The organism is Chryseobacterium kimseyorum, from assembly GCF_025971945.1.
GTDB lineage: Bacteria > Bacteroidota > Bacteroidia > Flavobacteriales > Weeksellaceae > Chryseobacterium > Chryseobacterium kimseyorum.
In genome coordinates, this window is sequence record NZ_JAPDHW010000004.1 from 86,876 (window position 1) to 105,142 (window position 18,267).

Genomic DNA, 18,267 nt, shown 5'->3' on the forward strand with positions numbered 1-18,267 from the left:
TGTTTAAGATTTTAATTATTAATAACCAGGATTCTGAACTAAATTATAATTAACTACAAGGTCGTTATTCGGTATCGGGAAAATATTTCTGTAATCTGCTACAGCTACACCATCTTTTACGTTTCCTTTCCAAGGCCATAAATATGCTGAAGTAGTAAATTTACCAAATCTGATCAAGTCAGATCTTCTTGTCATCTCCCAAGATAATTCTCTTGATCTTTCGTCAAGAATAAAATTAAGATCAATCGAACTTACCGTTGAAGCGTTTGCTCTAGTACGTAAAGCATTTACATATCCTAAGGCTGTACCTGAGTTTCCTCCACCGCCTCTTAATACTGCTTCAGCATACATCAGGTAAACATCTGCAAGTCGATAAACAGGAAGATCGGTCTCAACCCAGTTATCATGTATTCCAGCTTGACCATTGCTTTTTATATTTTTATATTTGATAAAAGCATAACCATCATTAAAGTTTGCCAAATCATTGATTTCTAAAGTCTGACCTGCTGTATGGAAACGACCTCTTAAATCATTTGCCTGAAATTTCTGAACAAAAGCCTTGGTAGTTCTGATACCACCCCAGCCACCATTAACACCAAAGGCAGCAGGAACCATTGAACCGCCAATCGATGCATGAACTAAGAAGGTAGTACCACCATTTGTTTGTGTATACTGACCATCATAAACCACTGAGAATATGTTTTCAGGGTTGCTAATATGGTTGTCAGCAAGGAAAAGTTTTTCGTATGAAGGATTAATAGAATATCCGGCAGCGATCACTTTATTACAGTTTTCGATAACGTCTGAATATCTTTCTGTATTGTTGTATACTTTAGCATTCAGATATAATCTCGCTAAAAGTGACCAGGCAGCAGCTTTGTCAGCGCGACCATATTCATTTGATCTAGGCGCCTTTAAATCTGATTCTGCTAATTTAAGTTCAGATTCAACGAAAGTAAATAACGCAGATCTGTTTATCTGCTTTGGTAAAGTTCCAAACGTTGTCTCATCTACCATAGGAACATTACCATACATATCTAAAAGATGATAATATGCCTGAGCTCTTAAGAATCGTGCCTCTGCTCTCATCGCCTTTGCCTCGTCCAGGTTTGCTCCTGAAATGCCGTTCTGCCCCAGCATTTCATCAGTTGTATTTTTAATAAATTCATTACAGAATGCAATCTCGGTATACAGTCTGTAGTACATTGCATTGTTGAATTCATTGGCAGGAGTCCATGTCATTTTATGAAATTCAGGAAGTGTTCCGTCATTCCATCCGATCACTGCTTCGTCAGTTGTGATAACATTCATGATGTAAAGAAGTCTCATGTAATTAGAGAATCCTCCATCAATGTCAGCAATATCACCATTACCGTCACCTCCTGACTGTCCGCCGACTGCCAAGCCACCATAGAGTTTTGCCACAAGGTTTTTATAGTTGCCAAAATCTTTATAAAGACTAGCGGCAGTAATTTCTGTAATCGGCTCTTGTCTTAAATCATCTGTACAAGAATTTGCTGTAAGGCTTAAACCCAACATTGCAACAGCAAGAGATATATTTTTTATTTTAATATTTTTCATTTTTTTGCTTATTAAAATTGAAAGTTTAGACCTAATGAGTATACTTTTGGTCTCTGGTAAAATCCATTATCAATATTTCCGAAGATTTCAGGATCTACACCTGAATATTTTGTAATCACAAAAACGTTCTGTGCCATCCCGTAAATTCTCAAACTTGTTCCTTTGTTAAAGATGTTTGTAAAATTATGTCCTATCGTCAGGTTATCCATTCTCAAGAATGAAGCGTTTTCTACAAACGCGTCGCTCCAAAACTGAGGAGTAGCAAAACCATAGTTAAGAGCGGTTGTTGAAATATTCTGAAGGTAATCATTTGTTTGAATACTTTGAACATTAGACTGTGATGCAAAATTATTATACACATAATTTCCAATTACTGCTCTCAAACTTGTAGAGAAATCCCAGTTTTTGTATCTTAACTTTGTTGAAAATCCAAATGTTGCATCTGGTGTAGTAGATTTATATAAGTATCTGTCTCCAATATCAATCTTTCCGTCATTATTTCGGTCAACATACACACCTTCCAACGGCTTACCATTATCATCATACACCTGCTGGAACAACCAAAAACTGAATGGTGTGTTTCCAACAACATGAGCCTGAACGTTATTTCCTATTCCACCAGAAATCCCACCCTGCTGAATCAGATAATCAGGAGCAACATCTTTAAAACTGGTAATTACCGGATTGTAATGTGCAACATTGAAGCTAAAGTCCCAATTGAAATTCTCTGTTTTCACAGGATTTACATTAATTAAGAATTCAAGACCATCAGTTTCCATAGTACCGACATTTTTAATGTTGGTGTTACTGAATTCACCTGCAGGAACCTGTACTCTAGCCAACAAATCTCTTGTATTTTTCTTAAACCAGTCGAAAGATCCTGTAATTCTGTTATTCAGAAAACCAAAATCTAAACCTGCATTTACTGTTTCCGTAGTCTCCCAAGTTAAATTTGGGTTATACTGTGTTGGTCTGTACATGTAGAAAAACTGATCTCCAAAACCATACTGTGCAGTAGCATCTGAAATATTGTAAGATGCAAATGAATTATAATAACCACCTACTTCCTGTTGCCCTGTTTCACCCCATCCAGCTCTCAGTTTTAAATCTGAAAAAACATTTGAATCTTTCAGGAAGTTTTCATTCTTGATTTTCCAAGCTCCTGAAACAGCAGCAAATGTTCCCCAGTTATTTTTCAAGTCCACACCGTTGTAGAATCTTGAAGTTGCATCTCTACGTACAGATCCTGTCAGGATATATTTATCTGCAATTGTAAAAATACCTCTTCCATAGAAACCTAATAAAACAAGATTACCCTCATAATCTCTTGGTGGTGAAACTGCATTATAAGAAGGATCACCATTAAAAGTCATTGCACCAGGCACTTTATCATTAAATTTCTGATAAGAGTAACCCGCAAGTAAATCTACTTTAGTATTAACGAAATCTATATTTTTAACGTAGTTCAAATACGTCTCTAATAATTTGTTTGATTTTTCCTGAGTATAATCTCTTCTTGTACCTAAATTAAAGAATGTAGCTCTGTATCCCGCATACTCGGTGACAGCTCCAGTTCCTTTCTGATAGTCATATCCTACGTTAATATTCCAGTGAAGATCAGGTAAAAAATGAAATTTGTAATCTAACTGTAGACCTCCAATTCCTCTGAACACAGTTGAAACGTCTCTTCTCGCCTCCAAAGATGCCAATGGGTTTGACGTTCCGTTTACATTTAAACTGTTATTCAAAAACCATTCGTAATAATTACCAACCTGAGCACCCTGAGCAGAATTATCATATACAGATTGTGTAGGATCCATCTGCTGAGCAGCACCAATTACATTTGCAGGAAAACGGTTTTCCGTCATCGATCCCTTGATGTTTGCATTAATGCTTAGATGATTGTCAAAAAGTTTTGGTGTAAGGTTAATCCCAACCGATGTTCTTCTGAATTCGTTGGTTCTAACAATACCATTTTGCTCATTGTATCCCAATGATAATCTGTACGGAAGTTTTTTTATACCACCAGAGATTGCGACATTGTTGTCGGTACCCCATGCCTGCTGATAGATTAAGTCCTGCCAGTTTGTATTTGCTGTTCCCAACATGTCAATATACTTCTGCTGAGAGGCATTTTCTGTTACATATTTTCTGAATTCATCACCAGTCAGTACATCCTGAATCCCCATTTTCGTCGATACGGATGCCAAAGTTGAAAAATTCACTTTCAGTTTACCTGCAGATCCTTTTTTTGTGGTGATTAAAATAACCCCATTTGAAGCTCTGTTACCATAAATTGCAGCAGCCGAAGCGTCCTTCAGAACATCAAAAGACTCGATATCATTTGGGTTGATCAATGCCAAAGCATTTGAAGCACCAGATACACCACCAAAGTCCATCGGAATTCCATCAATTACGATAAGCGGATCGTTTGAAGCAGTTAATGATGCCCCACCTCTAATTCTAATTGTTGAGCCAACACCAGGTGCACCACCATTACCTGTCACAGTTACACCGGGAGCTTTTCCCTGTATCAGCTGATCTGCAGATACTGCACCACCGTTGAAATCTTTAGATGTAATTGAAGATATTGATCCTGTAAGATCTTCTTTCTTCTGCTTTCCGTATCCAATCAATACAACTTCCTCGATTTTCTTCTCCTTAGTTGTAGAATCTTGGGTCTGCGCATGCATCATGGAACTAGCCAGTAAAAATGCAGGTGCAATTTTTAATACTGTTGTAAAATTTTTCACAAATATTATTTTTATATAGTTTTCTTTTGTTTAAAAAGTGCTGCCGTAGCAGTCTTGCAATTTAGAAAAAAAATAGAATTATCTTAAATTTATATTAAATTTCGTTAATAATATGTAAATTAGAGCCAATACATTACTTATATTATTGCAAATCAAACAATTACATGATATTATTTATTACATAATATAAGGGTTAGTTATACTAATAATTAAACACGTGTTTAACTACTATTGCTTCACTTTGAGAAGATAGTCGACTTTTGCGGTAAAGTTTTATAAATAAGCATTGCCAAATTATCTTTATCTTTGCATACTTAAAACTATACTATAAATGTCAAACAGAAAGATGATCACGGCAGCTTTGCCATATGCAAACGGACCGGTTCATATAGGGCATTTGGCGGGTGTTTATATTCCTGCAGATGTCTACGCTAGATTTCAGAGAAGATCAGGAAAAGATGTGGCTTTTATCTGCGGAAGCGATGAGCACGGAATTCCTATTACTATAAGAGCTAAAAAAGAAGGTGTTACCCCACAGGATATCGTCGATAAATATCACGAAATCATTAAAAAATCTTTTTCAGATTTAGGAATTTCATTTGATGAATATTCGAGAACAACTTCGGCTAATCACCGCGAAACAAGCCAGGATTTCTTTAAAGTGCTTTATGAAAAAGGAAAGTTCACGGAAGAAATGTCTGAGCAATATTTCGATGAGCAGGCGAATGAATTTTTAGCTGACCGATACATCGTCGGAACCTGTCCGAACTGTGGCAACGAAAACGCATACGGCGATCAGTGTGAGAAATGTGGCTCTACCCTTTCTCCGTCTGAACTAATCAATCCAAAATCAATGTTGAGCGGAAATGTTCCTATTTTAAAAGAGACTAAAAACTGGTATTTGCCATTAAACGAATATGAGGATTTTTTAAACGAATGGATCATCGAAGGTCATAAAGATGACTGGAAACCTAACGTTTACGGGCAGGTAAAATCATGGTTGACTGACGGCTTAAAACCGCGTGCCATGACCAGAGATTTGAATTGGGGTGTACCTGTTCCTCTTCCGAATGCAGAAGGAAAAGTACTTTATGTTTGGTTTGATGCTCCGATTGGATATATTTCTTTTACCAAAGAATGGGCTGCAAAAAACGGAAAAGACTGGAAGGAGTATTGGCAAAGCGAAGAATCTGATCTTGTTCATTTTATCGGAAAAGATAATATTGTATTCCACTGTATAATTTTCCCTGCAATGATGAAGGCTCATGGAGATTTCATTATGCCGGAAAATGTTCCTGCTTTTGAATTTTTAAATTTAGAAAACGATAAAATTTCCACTTCAAGAAACTGGGCAGTTTGGGCACACGAATATGTGGAAGAATTCCCGGGACAACAGGATGTTCTGCGTTACGCATTGCTTTCATCAGCGCCTGAGACGAAGGATAATAATTTTACATGGAAAGATTTCCAGACGAAAAACAATTCTGAATTGGTTGGAATTTTCGGAAACTTCATCAACAGAGTTGCGGTTTTGATTCATAAATATTATAAGGGAATCGTTCCTCAAGGGGACGTGAAAGCTCCTGAACTGCAGGAAATCAATAAATCTGCGAAAGAAATTTCAGGATTCTTAGAAAACTATGAATTCAGAAATTCTTTGACGGCTTTGATGAATTTAGCACGTTTTGGAAACCAGTATCTTCAGGCTGAAGAACCCTGGAAAACCATTAAAGACAATCCGGAAAAAGCAGCACAGTCGTTATTTGTTGGAGCTCAGATTGCAGTGGCTTTGGCGGAGTTGTGTGAGCCGTTTATGCCTTTCAGTTCTGAAAAACTCTTGAATATGTTCAACGTTGAAAAATCAAACTGGAGCGATGTTGAAACAAAATCTGTTTTAATTGAAACCGGCCATCAGATCAACGAATCATCTCTTCTTTTCTCAAAAATCGAAGACGATGTAATCGAAGCTCAAATTCAAAAATTAGAAAATACTAAACAAAGCAATAAAAAAACAAACCCTAACGCCAAACCAATGAAAGACGAAATACAGTTTGATGATTTTACAAAAATCGACTTAAGAACGGCAACTATTTTAACTGCTGAAAAAGTGGAAAAAGCAGATAAATTATTAAAACTGACTGTCGATACCGGTGTTGATGTGAGAACTGTAGTTTCAGGAATTGCAGAAAGCTTTACTGCTGAAGAAGTAATCGGAAAACAGGTAATGATTTTATTAAATCTTGCTCCGAGAAAAATTAGAGGAATTGAATCTCAGGGAATGTTGTTGCTGACAACAAAAGCTGACGGGAAATTGTCTTTTGTGACGCCGGATGAAACGGTTGAGAACGGAATCGAAATTGGATAATCTTTCATATTTTAGATAAAAAAAGACACATCGTTTGATGTGTCTTTCTGTTTTTCAGTCTTGTTTTTGACATTTTTTATTTTTACAAAGTTTGTCATTCCGAAGGAATCCAGGCTCATTTTGTAGAAATTAAAGTTTAAAATCAAAGCTGAGATTCCTCCGGAATGACAAACTGAGGGTTAAATTTTAAGCTTTAAAAATTATATACCAATTATTTATTTCTTAATCAATATATCCCTTAGTCAATTTAGCCAGATATGAATCTTCATCCTTCAAAACCATTTCAATTTTAAAACCATTATGTACTGCGGCATTTTGTAACGTATTAAAATCAAGATACAGCCATTTAATCGGATCTTCAGACTCGCCTTTGTAATGAACGACATAATCTAACTCACCATAATAACCTTCCGCCGGAATATAAACTCCACCGTCTTCGTCAGCATCAAACATGTACAGAATATCAGTACTGTCAATGAGAATCTGCCCGTTTGTGTTTAACAAGGAATGCAGTTTTTTAAGGTAAATATCAATCACTTGTAGACTTTGGAAAATTCCGGTTCCGTTCATTAAAAGAAGAATTGTGTCGAAACCATCTCCTGAAAATTCAAGCATATTCTGAGCAACAGCCTTTTGAATTCCTCTCAATCGGCAGATTTCAATGGCTTTAGGAGAAATATCTAAAGCTGTAACATCCAAATTTCTTTCATTCTGAAGATAGAGTGAATGCGAACCCGCTCCTGCTCCGATATCAAGAACTTTTCCCGAAGCTAATTTTAAAGCTTTCTTTTCAATTTTATTCATTCCTTCAAAGTCTCTGAAAAGATAGTCTACCGGAAGCTCATCGAGTTCGGAAATTGAAGTTTCAGTCTGCAGATCTTCAGGATTTTCGTTGTGAAAATAATCCCAGATTGCGCGTCCCATTAAGTCTTTCATGCTGAATTGTATTAGGGCAAAGATAAGGGTTTGATTGTGAAAAAAGATTCTTCATAGGTAGTTTTTAATACTACATCAATCAGTATTTTACAGCAAATGCTTCTAAATAATTTGTAGATTTGTGTATAATCAAAACTTCAATGGATAAGCGATTTACTGATATTATTAATCTGATAAAAGCTTCAAGAGCAAATGCCCTCAAAACTGTAAATGCAGAATTAATTAATCTTTATTGGAATATTGGCGAGTACATCAGTGTAAAAATCCAAAAAAGTGAATGGGGACAGTCAGTCGTTAAAGAGTTGGCCGAATTTATTCAAAATAAAGAACCTGAGATTAAAGGTTTCTCAGATAAAAATCTGTGGAGAATGAAGCAGTTTTTTGAGGCTTATAAAGATTTTCCAAAACTCTCAACACTGTTGAGACAAATTAGCTGGTCACACAACTTAGCTATTTTTTCAAGATGTAAAACCATAGAAGAACGTGAATTTTATATTAAACTTACACAACAAGAAAAATATAGTTTTCGAGAGCTAGATCGTCAGATTTCAAGCAGTTTTTTTGAACGTACCATGATTGGAAATTCGAATTCATTTCCGATCGTTGAAAAAGAATTTGATCAGGACATCACAAAGATATTCAAAGACACTTATATTTTTGATTTCCTAAATCTTCCGGAACCTCATAACGAAAGCGACTTACAAAAAGGATTGCTGCAACAGATGAAAAACTTTATTCTGGAATTAGGCAAAGATTTTTTATTCGTGAGCGAAGAATACAAAGTACAGGTTGGAAATTCAGATTTTTACATTGATCTTTTGTTTTTTCACCGAGGGTTACAATGCTTGGTTGCCTTTGAATTAAAATCAGACAAATTCAGACCGGAGCATTTAGGTCAGTTAAACTTTTACCTGGAAGCACTCGACCGCGATGTAAAACGTCAGAATGAAAATCCTAGTATCGGGGTGCTCCTTTGCAAAGATAAAGACAGCGAAGTAGTAGAGTACGCTCTAAGCAGAAGCCTTTCTCCCACGATGGTTTCTGAATATAAAACACAACTACCTGATAAAAAATTACTGCAACAAAAACTCCACGAATTATTTGATGGTGAAAAACTGGACTAATCTCTGAAATATTTTAATTACTATCATAGCTATAAGCTTTTTCTATTTTTAACCTACTTTACTCCTACAAAATTTCCCTAACTTGTCTTTTCTAAAAACGAGATTCATCTCATGACAGATAAACAATTTAATTTTCAACAGGGTTTTACATTCAGCAAACATATTCCGGAAGAAATATCACATTTTGACAGGGTTTTTGATGTGTTCAAGGATTTACTGACCCATACATCCGGCGATATTGAGGAAGCTTTTGAGTGGCTTGATATGCTTGATAAAGAATATGATATTTTCACTGACGAATATACGCTTGAAGATTTTGAAGAAGACCTTAGAAAACGAGGCTACATCAAAAAAGAAGACGATTCCGAAGATGGAAATACCGGAACCGGAAAAGGCAAAAATATCCTCACAGCCAAACTGGAAGCAGCTTTGCGAGAATATGCCTTAGACCAAATTTTCGGAAAGCTTAAAAAAAGCGGCATCGGAAATCACCGAACCAACAAATCCGGAGTCGGCGACGAGCGCGACGGCGAAAACCGAAACTTCCAATACGGTGACGACTTATCAACGGTCAACATGACCGAAAGTCTAAAAAATGCCCAAATCAAGAACGGAATTGCAGACCTTCGCATGACCGAAGACGATCTCATCGTAGAAGAAACCAAGCACAAAGCGCAAATGAGCACGGTTTTAATGATCGACATCAGTCACTCGATGATTTTGTACGGCGAAGACAGAATCACTCCAGCCAAAAAAGTGGCGATGGCTTTGGTGGAACTGATCAAACGGAAATATCCAAAAGATTCGATCGACATTATCGTTTTTGGAAACGAAGCGTGGCCGATTAAGATAAAAGATCTACCTTATTTACAGGTTGGCCCGTATCACACGAACACGGTTGCCGGATTGGAATTGGCGATGGATATTCTTCGTAGAAAAAGAAATACCAACAAGCAGATATTCATGATCACCGACGGAAAACCGAGCTGTCTTAAACTTCCCAACGGAGAATATTATATGAACAGTGTCGGACTCGACCAGAGAATCGTGACCGAATGTCTCAACAAAGCGGCTCAGGCTAGGAAACTGAAAATTCCAATCACCACCTTTATGATTGCCCAAGATCCTTATCTCAGACAGTTTGTGAATGCTTTTACTGCACAAAATAAAGGAAAAGCTTTCTTAACAGGGCTTTCTGGTTTGGGACAGATGATTTTTGAGGATTACGAGAAGAATAGGATTAAGAGGATTTAGGAAGAGCAAAGTAAAAGGTTAAAAGTAAGATTCACCTCTATCAGATAATATTACTTGACTTCAGAAACATTGCGATCTTCGCTGAGTGAAACGCCTTTGCGAACGAGAAATAAAACAGTTAGTAGTAAAAAAATCTTTGCTGACTTTGCGTTAAAATATTTTTTTACCAACGCAATTAATCAAAACAAATACATCATTATAAAAAATGAAAAACGATACAACATTTAAAGAATTAAAACAGTCAGGATATACAGATAAAACCATCAATCAGGAAATTCAGACGAATTTGATTGCGAAAATTAAAGCAAAAGAACCTGTATTTGAAGGACTTTGGGGGTATGAAGATTCTGTGGTTCCACAACTGAAAAAAGCAATTTTGGCGGGACATCACATCAATTTATTAGGTTTGCGCGGACAGGCAAAAACGAGAATTGCGAGAAGCATGGTCAATCTTTTGGATGAATACATGCCGATTGTAAAAGGTTCGGAAATTAATGACAGTCCGTTTCAGCCCATTTCAAAATTCGCTAGAGACCTGATCGCAGAATTAGGCGACGAAACTCCGATTTCGTGGGTTCACCGTTCAAACCGTTTCTTTGAAAAACTGGCAACTCCCGATGTGAATGTTTCCGATTTGATTGGGGACATCGATCCCATAAAAGCTGCAACGTTGAAACTTCCCTACTCCGACGAAAGAGTTTTGCACTATGGAATGATTCCAAGAGCGAACCGTTCAATTTTTGTATTGAATGAATTACCCGATTTACAGGCAAGAATTCAGGTTTCTCTGTTTAATATTTTGCAGGAAGGTGATATTCAGATTCGAGGATTTCAGTTGAGAATGCCTTTGGATATTCAGTTTGTATTTACCGCAAATCCTGAAGACTATACCAACCGTGGTAGCATCGTTACACCTTTGAAAGACAGAATCGGGTCGCAAATCTTCACGCATTATCCGAAAACAATTGCCTTAGCAAAACAGATTACCGAGCAGGAAGCTAAGGTTTCAGTAGAAGATAAAGCACAGATTCAAATTCCTGATCTGGCAAAAAATCTATTGGAGGAAGTTGCTTTTGCAGCACGTGACAGCGAATATGTAGATGCAAAAAGCGGCGTCAGTGCGAGATTGACGATCAGTGCTATGGAAAACCTAGTTGCTGCAGCGAAATTACGTTTAATAGAAACAGACGCATCAAAAACCATCGTTCGTTTGCTGGATTTTATGTCGATCATTCCATCGATTACCGGGAAAATTGAATTGGTGTACGAAGGCGAACAGGAAGGCGCAGATTACGTTGCGAAAATATTAATCGACAAAGCCGTGATGACACAGTTTGAAAGCATTTTCCCACGAATTTCTAAACTGGAAAAAGAAGGTATTAAAACTCCTTACACCGATTTAATTAAATGGTTCAACAAAAATCATTTGGAGCTGAACTACACCGATACCGACGAAGAATTCTACAGCAAACTCAACAGCATTACGCCTCTGACAACCGTTATTGAAGAAAATGCTTCTGAGTTGAATGAAGAAGATCAAAACTTCTGCAAAGAATTGGTTTTATGGGCGTTGACAATTAGCAAGAAATTAGATAAATCTGAAAACTCTAATGCATATACTTTTGACTCTGCCGATATTGGACAGTATTTGAGAAATTAGTAATTAAAAATATTTTATTATAAAGGAAACATAGATTCTCAACTTCTTGAGTAATTTATGTTTCCTTTTTTATTAAATAAATGGTAAAAATGACTTGCCGTCAGTTCGCGTAGAGACTCTGAGAGAATTTTGTATCCAAAACATACATTCACAAGTTCAATTCTCAATACACTTCTCCCTTTCTTCTTTCCGTAAAACATGACATCTGACCTACTGTCATTTTCCATCCACTTTCATTCTAAATTGTATATTTGTCAAAACTAAACACACAATTTTGGAATTACAGGAACTCTTCGAACGTTTATTGATACTTTGTCTGTCAATTTTTACTTTATATTATTTTTCCAACAGAAACCGAATCATCAGACTTCATCCTCTTTTAGGATTGATCAGCATCTGTACATTTTTTATGTGCCTGGTTTTCACAAAAGCAGAATACAGTCTTGGGGTTGGGTTTGGCTTGTTTGCCGTTTTTTCAATTCTCCGTTTCAGAACGGAAACCTTCACCATTCAGACAATTGTTTTCCTTTTTGTTTCGATTACACTTTCCCTTTTAGACGGACTTTTACCCATTAAAAATCTTGAGATTCTTTTAGGAATCAACATTACGATCGTAACGATTTATCTGATTTTAAATTATTTCGAAAAAAAATCACCAATTGTTTCGGAAAAGAGTTCAATTGAAATTATTTCTTCGTTAGATTTTCTCCAACTCGAAGAAGTAGAACGTAAAAGAGTATTAACGGAAAAAACTAAACTTAAGAATTTCAGTTATAATATTAAGAGCATTAATCTGAATGATAATATTGTAATTTTAAAGGTTTCGCACTAAGTCTCAGGAATTTTCATCTCACGCAGATCTAGGAAATCACGCAGATTTTTTAATAAATTTCTGCAAAATCAGCTCAATCTGAGAAAGAAGATTAATCCATATAAGCTCTTGCCTGCTTAATGTAAAGTTGCTTTTCATCACCCAAATATTTAAACTCAATATCTAAAGGATAATATTTTTTTGACATTTTCCTTTTTTGCCACAGCAGATTCAGTCTTCTTTCTAAAGGAGTGGAAATATCAAATAGCTTTTTTATTTCTTTCTCATTCAAAATGGGCTTTCCAATATTTAGACTTGATGTAGAACGGTAATCAACTACAAACGAACCAAAACCGTTGAAATTATGACAGTAAAATTCGTCGCACGTAACATTTGGTTCCGGCTTGACCACAGATTCTTCACCCAACTGAACATTAACGGTAATACCGTCGTATTGATTGCGGTATAAATTTTTTGAAACCAAAACTCCATTCGCTTTTTCGTCCGGGAAAGAGCGGTGAACCAAAACGCCCATTGCGCAACTTTCATGATTGATTCCAAACAAATCGCGCTCCTGAAACGCACGGAAATTCCAAAAGCTCGACCACACATCTAAAATCGCTTTCTCTATTGTCTTATCTGCATCTCCGATGATGGCAGTTTTAGAATCGTACAACCCGGCTCCGTTGAAACCTTCCATATCTTCAGCGTTGGTGGAAGAACGGAATCTGAAGTTTTTAAAATCGCTCTGAGCATTCAGCTTTTCTTCAATTTTCCTCAACAGTTCAGGATTAACTTTAGAATTTTTTACTGTTTTTCTGAAAGCTTTCAGTTCTCTGTCCAAAAGTTTTACAGAATCTTTTGGAATCGCATACAAAGTATTGATCTTATCCTGCAAATGATTATTTTTAATATGCTGATCAAAATAATAGAACGGAATCGCAAAAGCATATTCAGGAGTTTTAAACGACTTCATTTCCTTCTGAATCTGTTTTAAAAGTCCAAGGTTGGTTGCTTTTGAACCAATGGAATGAACAATATCCAAAGGAGTTGTCGTTTCCAAATCGACCAGGTCGGTTACCGAAAAATCTTTTTTCAACACAATTTCCTTTACCGCTTTTTTTACCGGAATTACTTTCTGTGAAGCTTTTAATGAGTATGAATTTTCTTTTGTAATCAACTCTACTTTCTTTCCTAAAAGTGCATTGACAGATTCTTTATCCCAAACTTTGGTATCTACATACACGGGAATATTTCTGTTTTTCGCTAATAAAACTAAATGACTTAAAGGAGTCTGAAGCTCAGTAATAATAATTCCACGGACGGTTGGAATAAATTCGGGCGTTGTGTTAATGATAATAATTTCATCTGATTTCGGATTAAAGTCTTCCTTTTTCTGCAGATCATATTTTTTCAGAATCCCAACACTGGAAGTATTTTCAATCGACTGCTCAGTGATTCTTTTAAAAATAAAATCAGAAAGCACCGTCGGAATTTTCAGTTCTTTTTTTGATTGTAAGCCAATCACATGCGGAGAATTAAGATAAAACTTCAGCTTATCTTTAAAAAATACATTCTTATTAACTTCATTATAAAAGAAATTAATCAGTCCGGCATTCATTTCATCCGAAGCAGCCAATTCCATCACCCAATCATCAGAATCCTTCAGATAATTTATATTCGCAAGAAGATAAGTTCTGTTATTGGTCGGGTTATAAGACTGTTTGTTAAACTCACTTATCTCATCTGTAAATCCCAAAACTTTCAGGCAAAAATCATAATGATAAGTATATCTCGTACTGTTAAAAAAATACAGCTTTTTCGCACCATAATCATACACCACTTTCACCGATTTCATATTCGTGAATTTATCGGTCAGCGGTTTTCCTGAAAGATTCAGAAACTGCTGCTTCTTAACAATTGAATTTACAAAATTGTCCTGCGAATATGATAAAGCTGAAATAGTGAGGAATAAAAAAAGATAAATATTTTTCATTATGTGTGCATTTGGCAACAAATGTAGAGAATATCTTGTTTGTGGCAAATTTTGATGAAATGCTTAAACATAAGCTGACATCGATCGTAAGTGAACATTTGAGTAATACATTGCACTAATTTTTAATCAATCGACATTTTCGCAGATTCCTTCCATAGGTAATTAGGCATCGGTTCATTAAGCTCCCATTTGATACTCATTGGCTTTGAGCCTTCACTATCAATAAAACTACCTTCTCCAACAAAAACATAACCGTTTGTATTTTTAAATTCATTTGTTGATTTTTCTCTTATAAATAAGAGTATTTTTTTTCCTAATTTTTCGTGATTAATATATGTAAGCCCTTTACCACTATCATTTCTTGTTTGATTTTGTGATTGCCAATGAAATAGTGTTTCACTTATGGCATAATCGTCATATAAAGTTGTCGGTGAGTAATCTTCTTCGGATTTTATTAGATCAATAAATAATAACTCTGTATTAAGATCTTTATTTTCAGCAACACCTACGCCAATTGCATTAGAGGATTTTTTTTCAAATGTTGACATTTTAAATGCAACTAAAATTTGATCCCGGGTATATCGCGAATGTAACTTTAAAGGTTGTTCATAAGGCAAATCAATATCGAGTTCCTTGAACCCAATCTTATCAATTAAAATTTCCAGAACCTCTATAATTTCGTTTATCAAAGTCTGATTTTTTCCTATTTGTCTGATACTTTCTTCTAAACTTCCGAAACCTCCTGCGTTTTGCCAAATGTCGTAATGAAGCATTAAAAGCATTGTTTTTTCTTTCTCAGTAAAATCCTTAATTCGAATATCGAAGGACCGTTTTGCAATTTTTAATATAAAATTAAAGTAACTCACAGAATTGGTTGATAACCATTTCTTGCTAATTGCTGAGTAAATTTGTTTCTCATCGCCATCCTCAAAATCTTCGATGACACCAGCTCTTTGGCAAAGTCTACACCAACTTCCTTTTTTATAAATAACTTCAAGCGGAATATGATACAGTTCTGTAAAGTTCCTAAGTGTCAATGGCAAAGTAGTCTGATGCTGAAAATTTATTATTTTGGTAATAATTTGATTAATATTGAGAGAAGTGGCTTTCCTGATATTTGTAAGAATTACTTCTTTCGTTTTTTTCTCTAAAACTATCGAGCAACCTAAAGGCAAATGTGGGAAATCGTCTTCAATTTCCTTTTGTACGGAAGTTGTGGTCTTCCCTATTAGGGCACGGAATTTACTTTCAAAATCATATTCAGGTCTTGCGTTTCCAACAAAATCTAATACTGTTAAACAATCTTTTCCTTCTGCTAAGCGAAGACCACGACCTAACTGCTGAAGAAAAACAGTTAAGCTTTCAGTAGGTCTTAAAAACAAAACAGTATCAATTTCCGGAATATCAACACCTTCATTGAATATATCAACTACAAACAAGTAGTTGAACTCTTTTTTTCTAAATCTTTCTCGCAGTACATCTCTGTCGCTAGCATTTTTAGAGGTTAGAAATTCAGCTTTTAGATCAGCTTGATTGAATTTTTGAGACATATACTCAGCATGATCAATATTTACACAAAAACCTATTGCCTGAACAGCCTTCAAATCTGTTGTATACTTCTGAAGATTATTAATGATTTCGCCTACTCGCGTTTCATTTTTTATATACAAGCCAGCGAGCTCACTGACTGCATATTTTCCTTTCTCCCATTTCACATTTGTTAAATCGATGCTGTCTGTAATACCAAAATATTGAAAAGGAGTTAATAATTTTTTATTCAGAGCCTCGGGAAGTCTAATTTCCGCTGCCACACGGTTACAAAAATCTTCAAGAATATTTTCATTATCCATTCTTTCTGGTGTAGCTGTCAATCCAAGCAAGACATTGGGCTGGAAGTAATTTAAAAATGGTCTGTAACTGGAAGCTGGACCATGATGTGCTTCATCTAAGATGATAAAATCAAAATAATCCTTTGATAGATTTAGATCTTTTAACCTATTATTCAAAGTCTGCACAGAAACAAATAAATACTCATGCGATTTTGGCTCGAGGCCGTCAACCCACAAATCACCAAAATTATTATCCTTCAACACACCTTGAAATGTTGCTCTAGCCTGTTGCAAGATTTCTTTTCGATGTGCAACAAAAAGCAATTTTGCCGATGTATTATTTTTTCTGAAGTTTTTGTAATCAAATGCCGAAATAACAGTTTTTCCAGTACCTGTTGCAGCAACTAATAAATTTCTGTTTCTGTTGTGTACAGTACGTTCAACTTCCAGCTTTTCAAGTATTTCACTTTGATAATGAAAAGGTTTAATATCGAAATATGATGTTGTAAAATTATATTCTTTTGAAAATTTTCCTTGCTTCAATGCATCAACTAATTTTACAGAATGAGTGTCTTGTTGATAAGATTCAAACTCTGAATTTTGCCAATATGCTTCAAAAGTCTTTTTAAATTTATCGATTATATGGCTAACTTCTCTGGTCGTGATTTTTAAGTTCCACTCCAAACCATCAGTTAATGCTGAGCGCGAAAAATTAGATGAGCCGATGTAGCCTGTATGAAAACCTGTATTGCGTTGAAACAAATAAGCTTTCGCGTGCAATCTTTCATTTCCCGTATTGTAAGAAACTTTGACTTCTGTATTTTTTAACGATGAAAGGAATTCTACTGCCTTTGCATCTGTTGCTCCTATATAAGTTGTAGTAATGACTCTCAAGATTCCACCTCTGTCAGTAAACTCTCTCAACTCACGCTCAAGAATTCTTATACCTTTCCACTTTATAAATGAAACTAAAAGATCAATTTTATCCGACGATAGTATTTCTTTCCGGAGCTCACTTTCCAAAGTTGTGCCTGAGTTTCCGCCAGTAAAAAGTTCGCTGTGAATTAATCTGGTATAAGGAGTAATTTCTTTTAAATGAAGATCTAAGTCTGTAAAATGAGCATCAACGTTTGTAAAAACTGCTTTCAGTATCTTACCTTCAGTTTCAATTAAATCATCTTCAAACTCTTCTTTTTTCAGTTCTTCTTTTAAAAATAGAATGATTTTGTTTGCAATCTCAATTTGAATTTCTAGAATGTCTTCGCCTTTTATCAAATTAAAGGCCTGTTTAATTGTTTTACCAATATGCTGAGATAATAAGTGGGCTGCCTCTGCTTTGTCAATCGAAATTTTCTTCACCTGAAAATGGTCTTTCTCAAGCGCATTTAATTTTGTACTGATGAGTTGCGTCACTAACTCCTCATAAATTCCCTGATTCATAGTTTTTATTTAGTATTAAAATCATCTATTCATACATGGAGGCTTGACAGATGAAAAAATTTAATAAGTGCAATATAGAAAACTTTAATGCATTTTGCCAATTTCCCGATCGAATGAATTGATTAGAGCTATATCTTAACAATCTAAGTTTTTAATTTAACCTTGAATAATGATGACTACGTTGATTTTTGAAAATTCTTACTTCCGATTTTTTCCCGAGAACTTCTTTCTAATGCGTCACAGCCTTTCACACCTTTTGGAGAATCGTTGCACGTGTAAAGGGAACATTTTGCAAAGCGTATCATCAATATGAAAACGCAGCCATCAAATTCTCATCTTATTCTTACTTCTTTGTCGGTAAACCAAACCCTCATAGGTTTTACAACATGTCATGTCTGAGATTTTATTGAAACGAGGATCAGTATAGTGAAATTCTTAATTATGTGTTTGATTATGCTGATACCTGCAATAACAAAAAACCATAATGACGGACATTACCCTTGGAGGGGTATCAAAAA

General features: G+C 35.5%; 11 protein-coding genes. 5 read left to right on the top strand and 6 right to left on the bottom strand.

The window, feature by feature from the left end; all coding sequences use genetic code 11:
* Positions 1-18 precede the first annotated feature (18 nt).
* The gene (locus OMO38_RS07035) at positions 19-1,581 is read right to left on the bottom strand and encodes a RagB/SusD family nutrient uptake outer membrane protein (protein ID WP_264749498.1); all 1,563 of its coding nucleotides are present in this window, start codon (positions 1,579-1,581) and stop codon (positions 19-21) included.
* A gap of 11 nt (positions 1,582-1,592) precedes the next feature.
* Positions 1,593-4,334 carry a SusC/RagA family TonB-linked outer membrane protein gene (locus OMO38_RS07040; RefSeq protein ID WP_264749499.1) on the bottom strand — a complete coding sequence of 914 codons (2,742 nt, stop codon included), beginning with the start codon at positions 4,332-4,334 and terminating at the stop codon, positions 1,593-1,595.
* A gap of 331 nt (positions 4,335-4,665) precedes the next feature.
* Between OMO38_RS07040 and metG the strand changes: the two genes are divergently transcribed.
* Positions 4,666-6,699, top strand: coding sequence for a methionine--tRNA ligase (metG, locus tag OMO38_RS07045; protein ID WP_264749500.1), 2,034 nt, complete (start codon positions 4,666-4,668; stop codon positions 6,697-6,699).
* A gap of 222 nt (positions 6,700-6,921) precedes the next feature.
* Here metG and OMO38_RS07050 read toward each other — a convergent pair whose 3' ends face one another.
* Complete coding sequence (locus OMO38_RS07050; protein ID WP_264749501.1) at positions 6,922-7,635, bottom strand: class I SAM-dependent methyltransferase; 714 nt, start codon at positions 7,633-7,635, stop codon at positions 6,922-6,924.
* Between the two features lie 140 nt (positions 7,636-7,775).
* Here OMO38_RS07050 and OMO38_RS07055 point away from each other — a divergent pair, with 140 nt between their 5' ends.
* From OMO38_RS07055 to OMO38_RS07065, 3 genes are all read left to right on the top strand, one after another.
* Positions 7,776-8,759 (top strand): PDDEXK nuclease domain-containing protein, encoded by a 984-nt coding sequence (locus OMO38_RS07055; protein ID WP_264749502.1) that lies wholly within the window; start codon positions 7,776-7,778, stop codon positions 8,757-8,759.
* A 111-nt stretch (positions 8,760-8,870) separates the two neighbouring features.
* Positions 8,871-10,013, top strand: coding sequence for a vWA domain-containing protein (locus tag OMO38_RS07060; RefSeq protein ID WP_264749503.1), 1,143 nt, complete (start codon positions 8,871-8,873; stop codon positions 10,011-10,013).
* Between the two features lie 205 nt (positions 10,014-10,218).
* Positions 10,219-11,673, top strand: coding sequence for a sigma 54-interacting transcriptional regulator (locus OMO38_RS07065; protein ID WP_264749504.1), 1,455 nt, complete (start codon positions 10,219-10,221; stop codon positions 11,671-11,673).
* Between the two features lie 38 nt (positions 11,674-11,711).
* On the opposite strand, the gene OMO38_RS07070 is transcribed toward OMO38_RS07065, so the two are convergent.
* Entirely contained in the window at positions 11,712-11,900 is a 189-nt protein-coding gene (locus OMO38_RS07070; protein ID WP_264749505.1) for a hypothetical protein, read from the bottom strand.
* Between the two features lie 47 nt (positions 11,901-11,947).
* On the opposite strand from OMO38_RS07070, the gene OMO38_RS07075 reads away from it, so the two are divergent.
* Entirely contained in the window at positions 11,948-12,505 is a 558-nt protein-coding gene (locus OMO38_RS07075; RefSeq protein ID WP_264749506.1) for a DUF4956 domain-containing protein, read from the top strand.
* A 91-nt stretch (positions 12,506-12,596) separates the two neighbouring features.
* Here OMO38_RS07075 and OMO38_RS07080 read toward each other — a convergent pair whose 3' ends face one another.
* Positions 12,597-14,480: a PEP/pyruvate-binding domain-containing protein gene (locus OMO38_RS07080; RefSeq protein WP_264749507.1), complete on the bottom strand. Its 1,884-nt coding sequence runs from the start codon at positions 14,478-14,480 to the stop codon at positions 12,597-12,599.
* 122 nt (positions 14,481-14,602) lie between these two features.
* Positions 14,603-17,749, bottom strand: a complete 3,147-nt coding sequence (locus OMO38_RS07085; RefSeq protein WP_264749508.1) for a DUF3427 domain-containing protein — start codon at positions 17,747-17,749, stop codon at positions 14,603-14,605.
* Between the last annotated feature and the right edge of the window lie 518 nt (positions 17,750-18,267).

Coding starts and splice junctions, on each gene's coding strand:
- OMO38_RS07035 (WP_264749498.1), bottom strand. CDS start 1,581: ATGAAAAATATTAAAATAAAAAATATATCTCTTGCTGTTGCAATGTTG.
- metG (WP_264749500.1), top strand. CDS start 4,666: ATGTCAAACAGAAAGATGATCACGGCAGCTTTGCCATATGCAAACGGA.
- OMO38_RS07050 (WP_264749501.1), bottom strand. CDS start 7,635: ATGAAAGACTTAATGGGACGCGCAATCTGGGATTATTTTCACAACGAA.
- OMO38_RS07055 (WP_264749502.1), top strand. CDS start 7,776: ATGGATAAGCGATTTACTGATATTATTAATCTGATAAAAGCTTCAAGA.
- OMO38_RS07060 (WP_264749503.1), top strand. CDS start 8,871: ATGACAGATAAACAATTTAATTTTCAACAGGGTTTTACATTCAGCAAA.
- OMO38_RS07065 (WP_264749504.1), top strand. CDS start 10,219: ATGAAAAACGATACAACATTTAAAGAATTAAAACAGTCAGGATATACA.
- OMO38_RS07070 (WP_264749505.1), bottom strand. CDS start 11,900: ATGGAAAATGACAGTAGGTCAGATGTCATGTTTTACGGAAAGAAGAAA.
- OMO38_RS07080 (WP_264749507.1), bottom strand. CDS start 14,480: ATGAAAAATATTTATCTTTTTTTATTCCTCACTATTTCAGCTTTATCA.
- OMO38_RS07085 (WP_264749508.1), bottom strand. CDS start 17,749: ATGAATCAGGGAATTTATGAGGAGTTAGTGACGCAACTCATCAGTACA.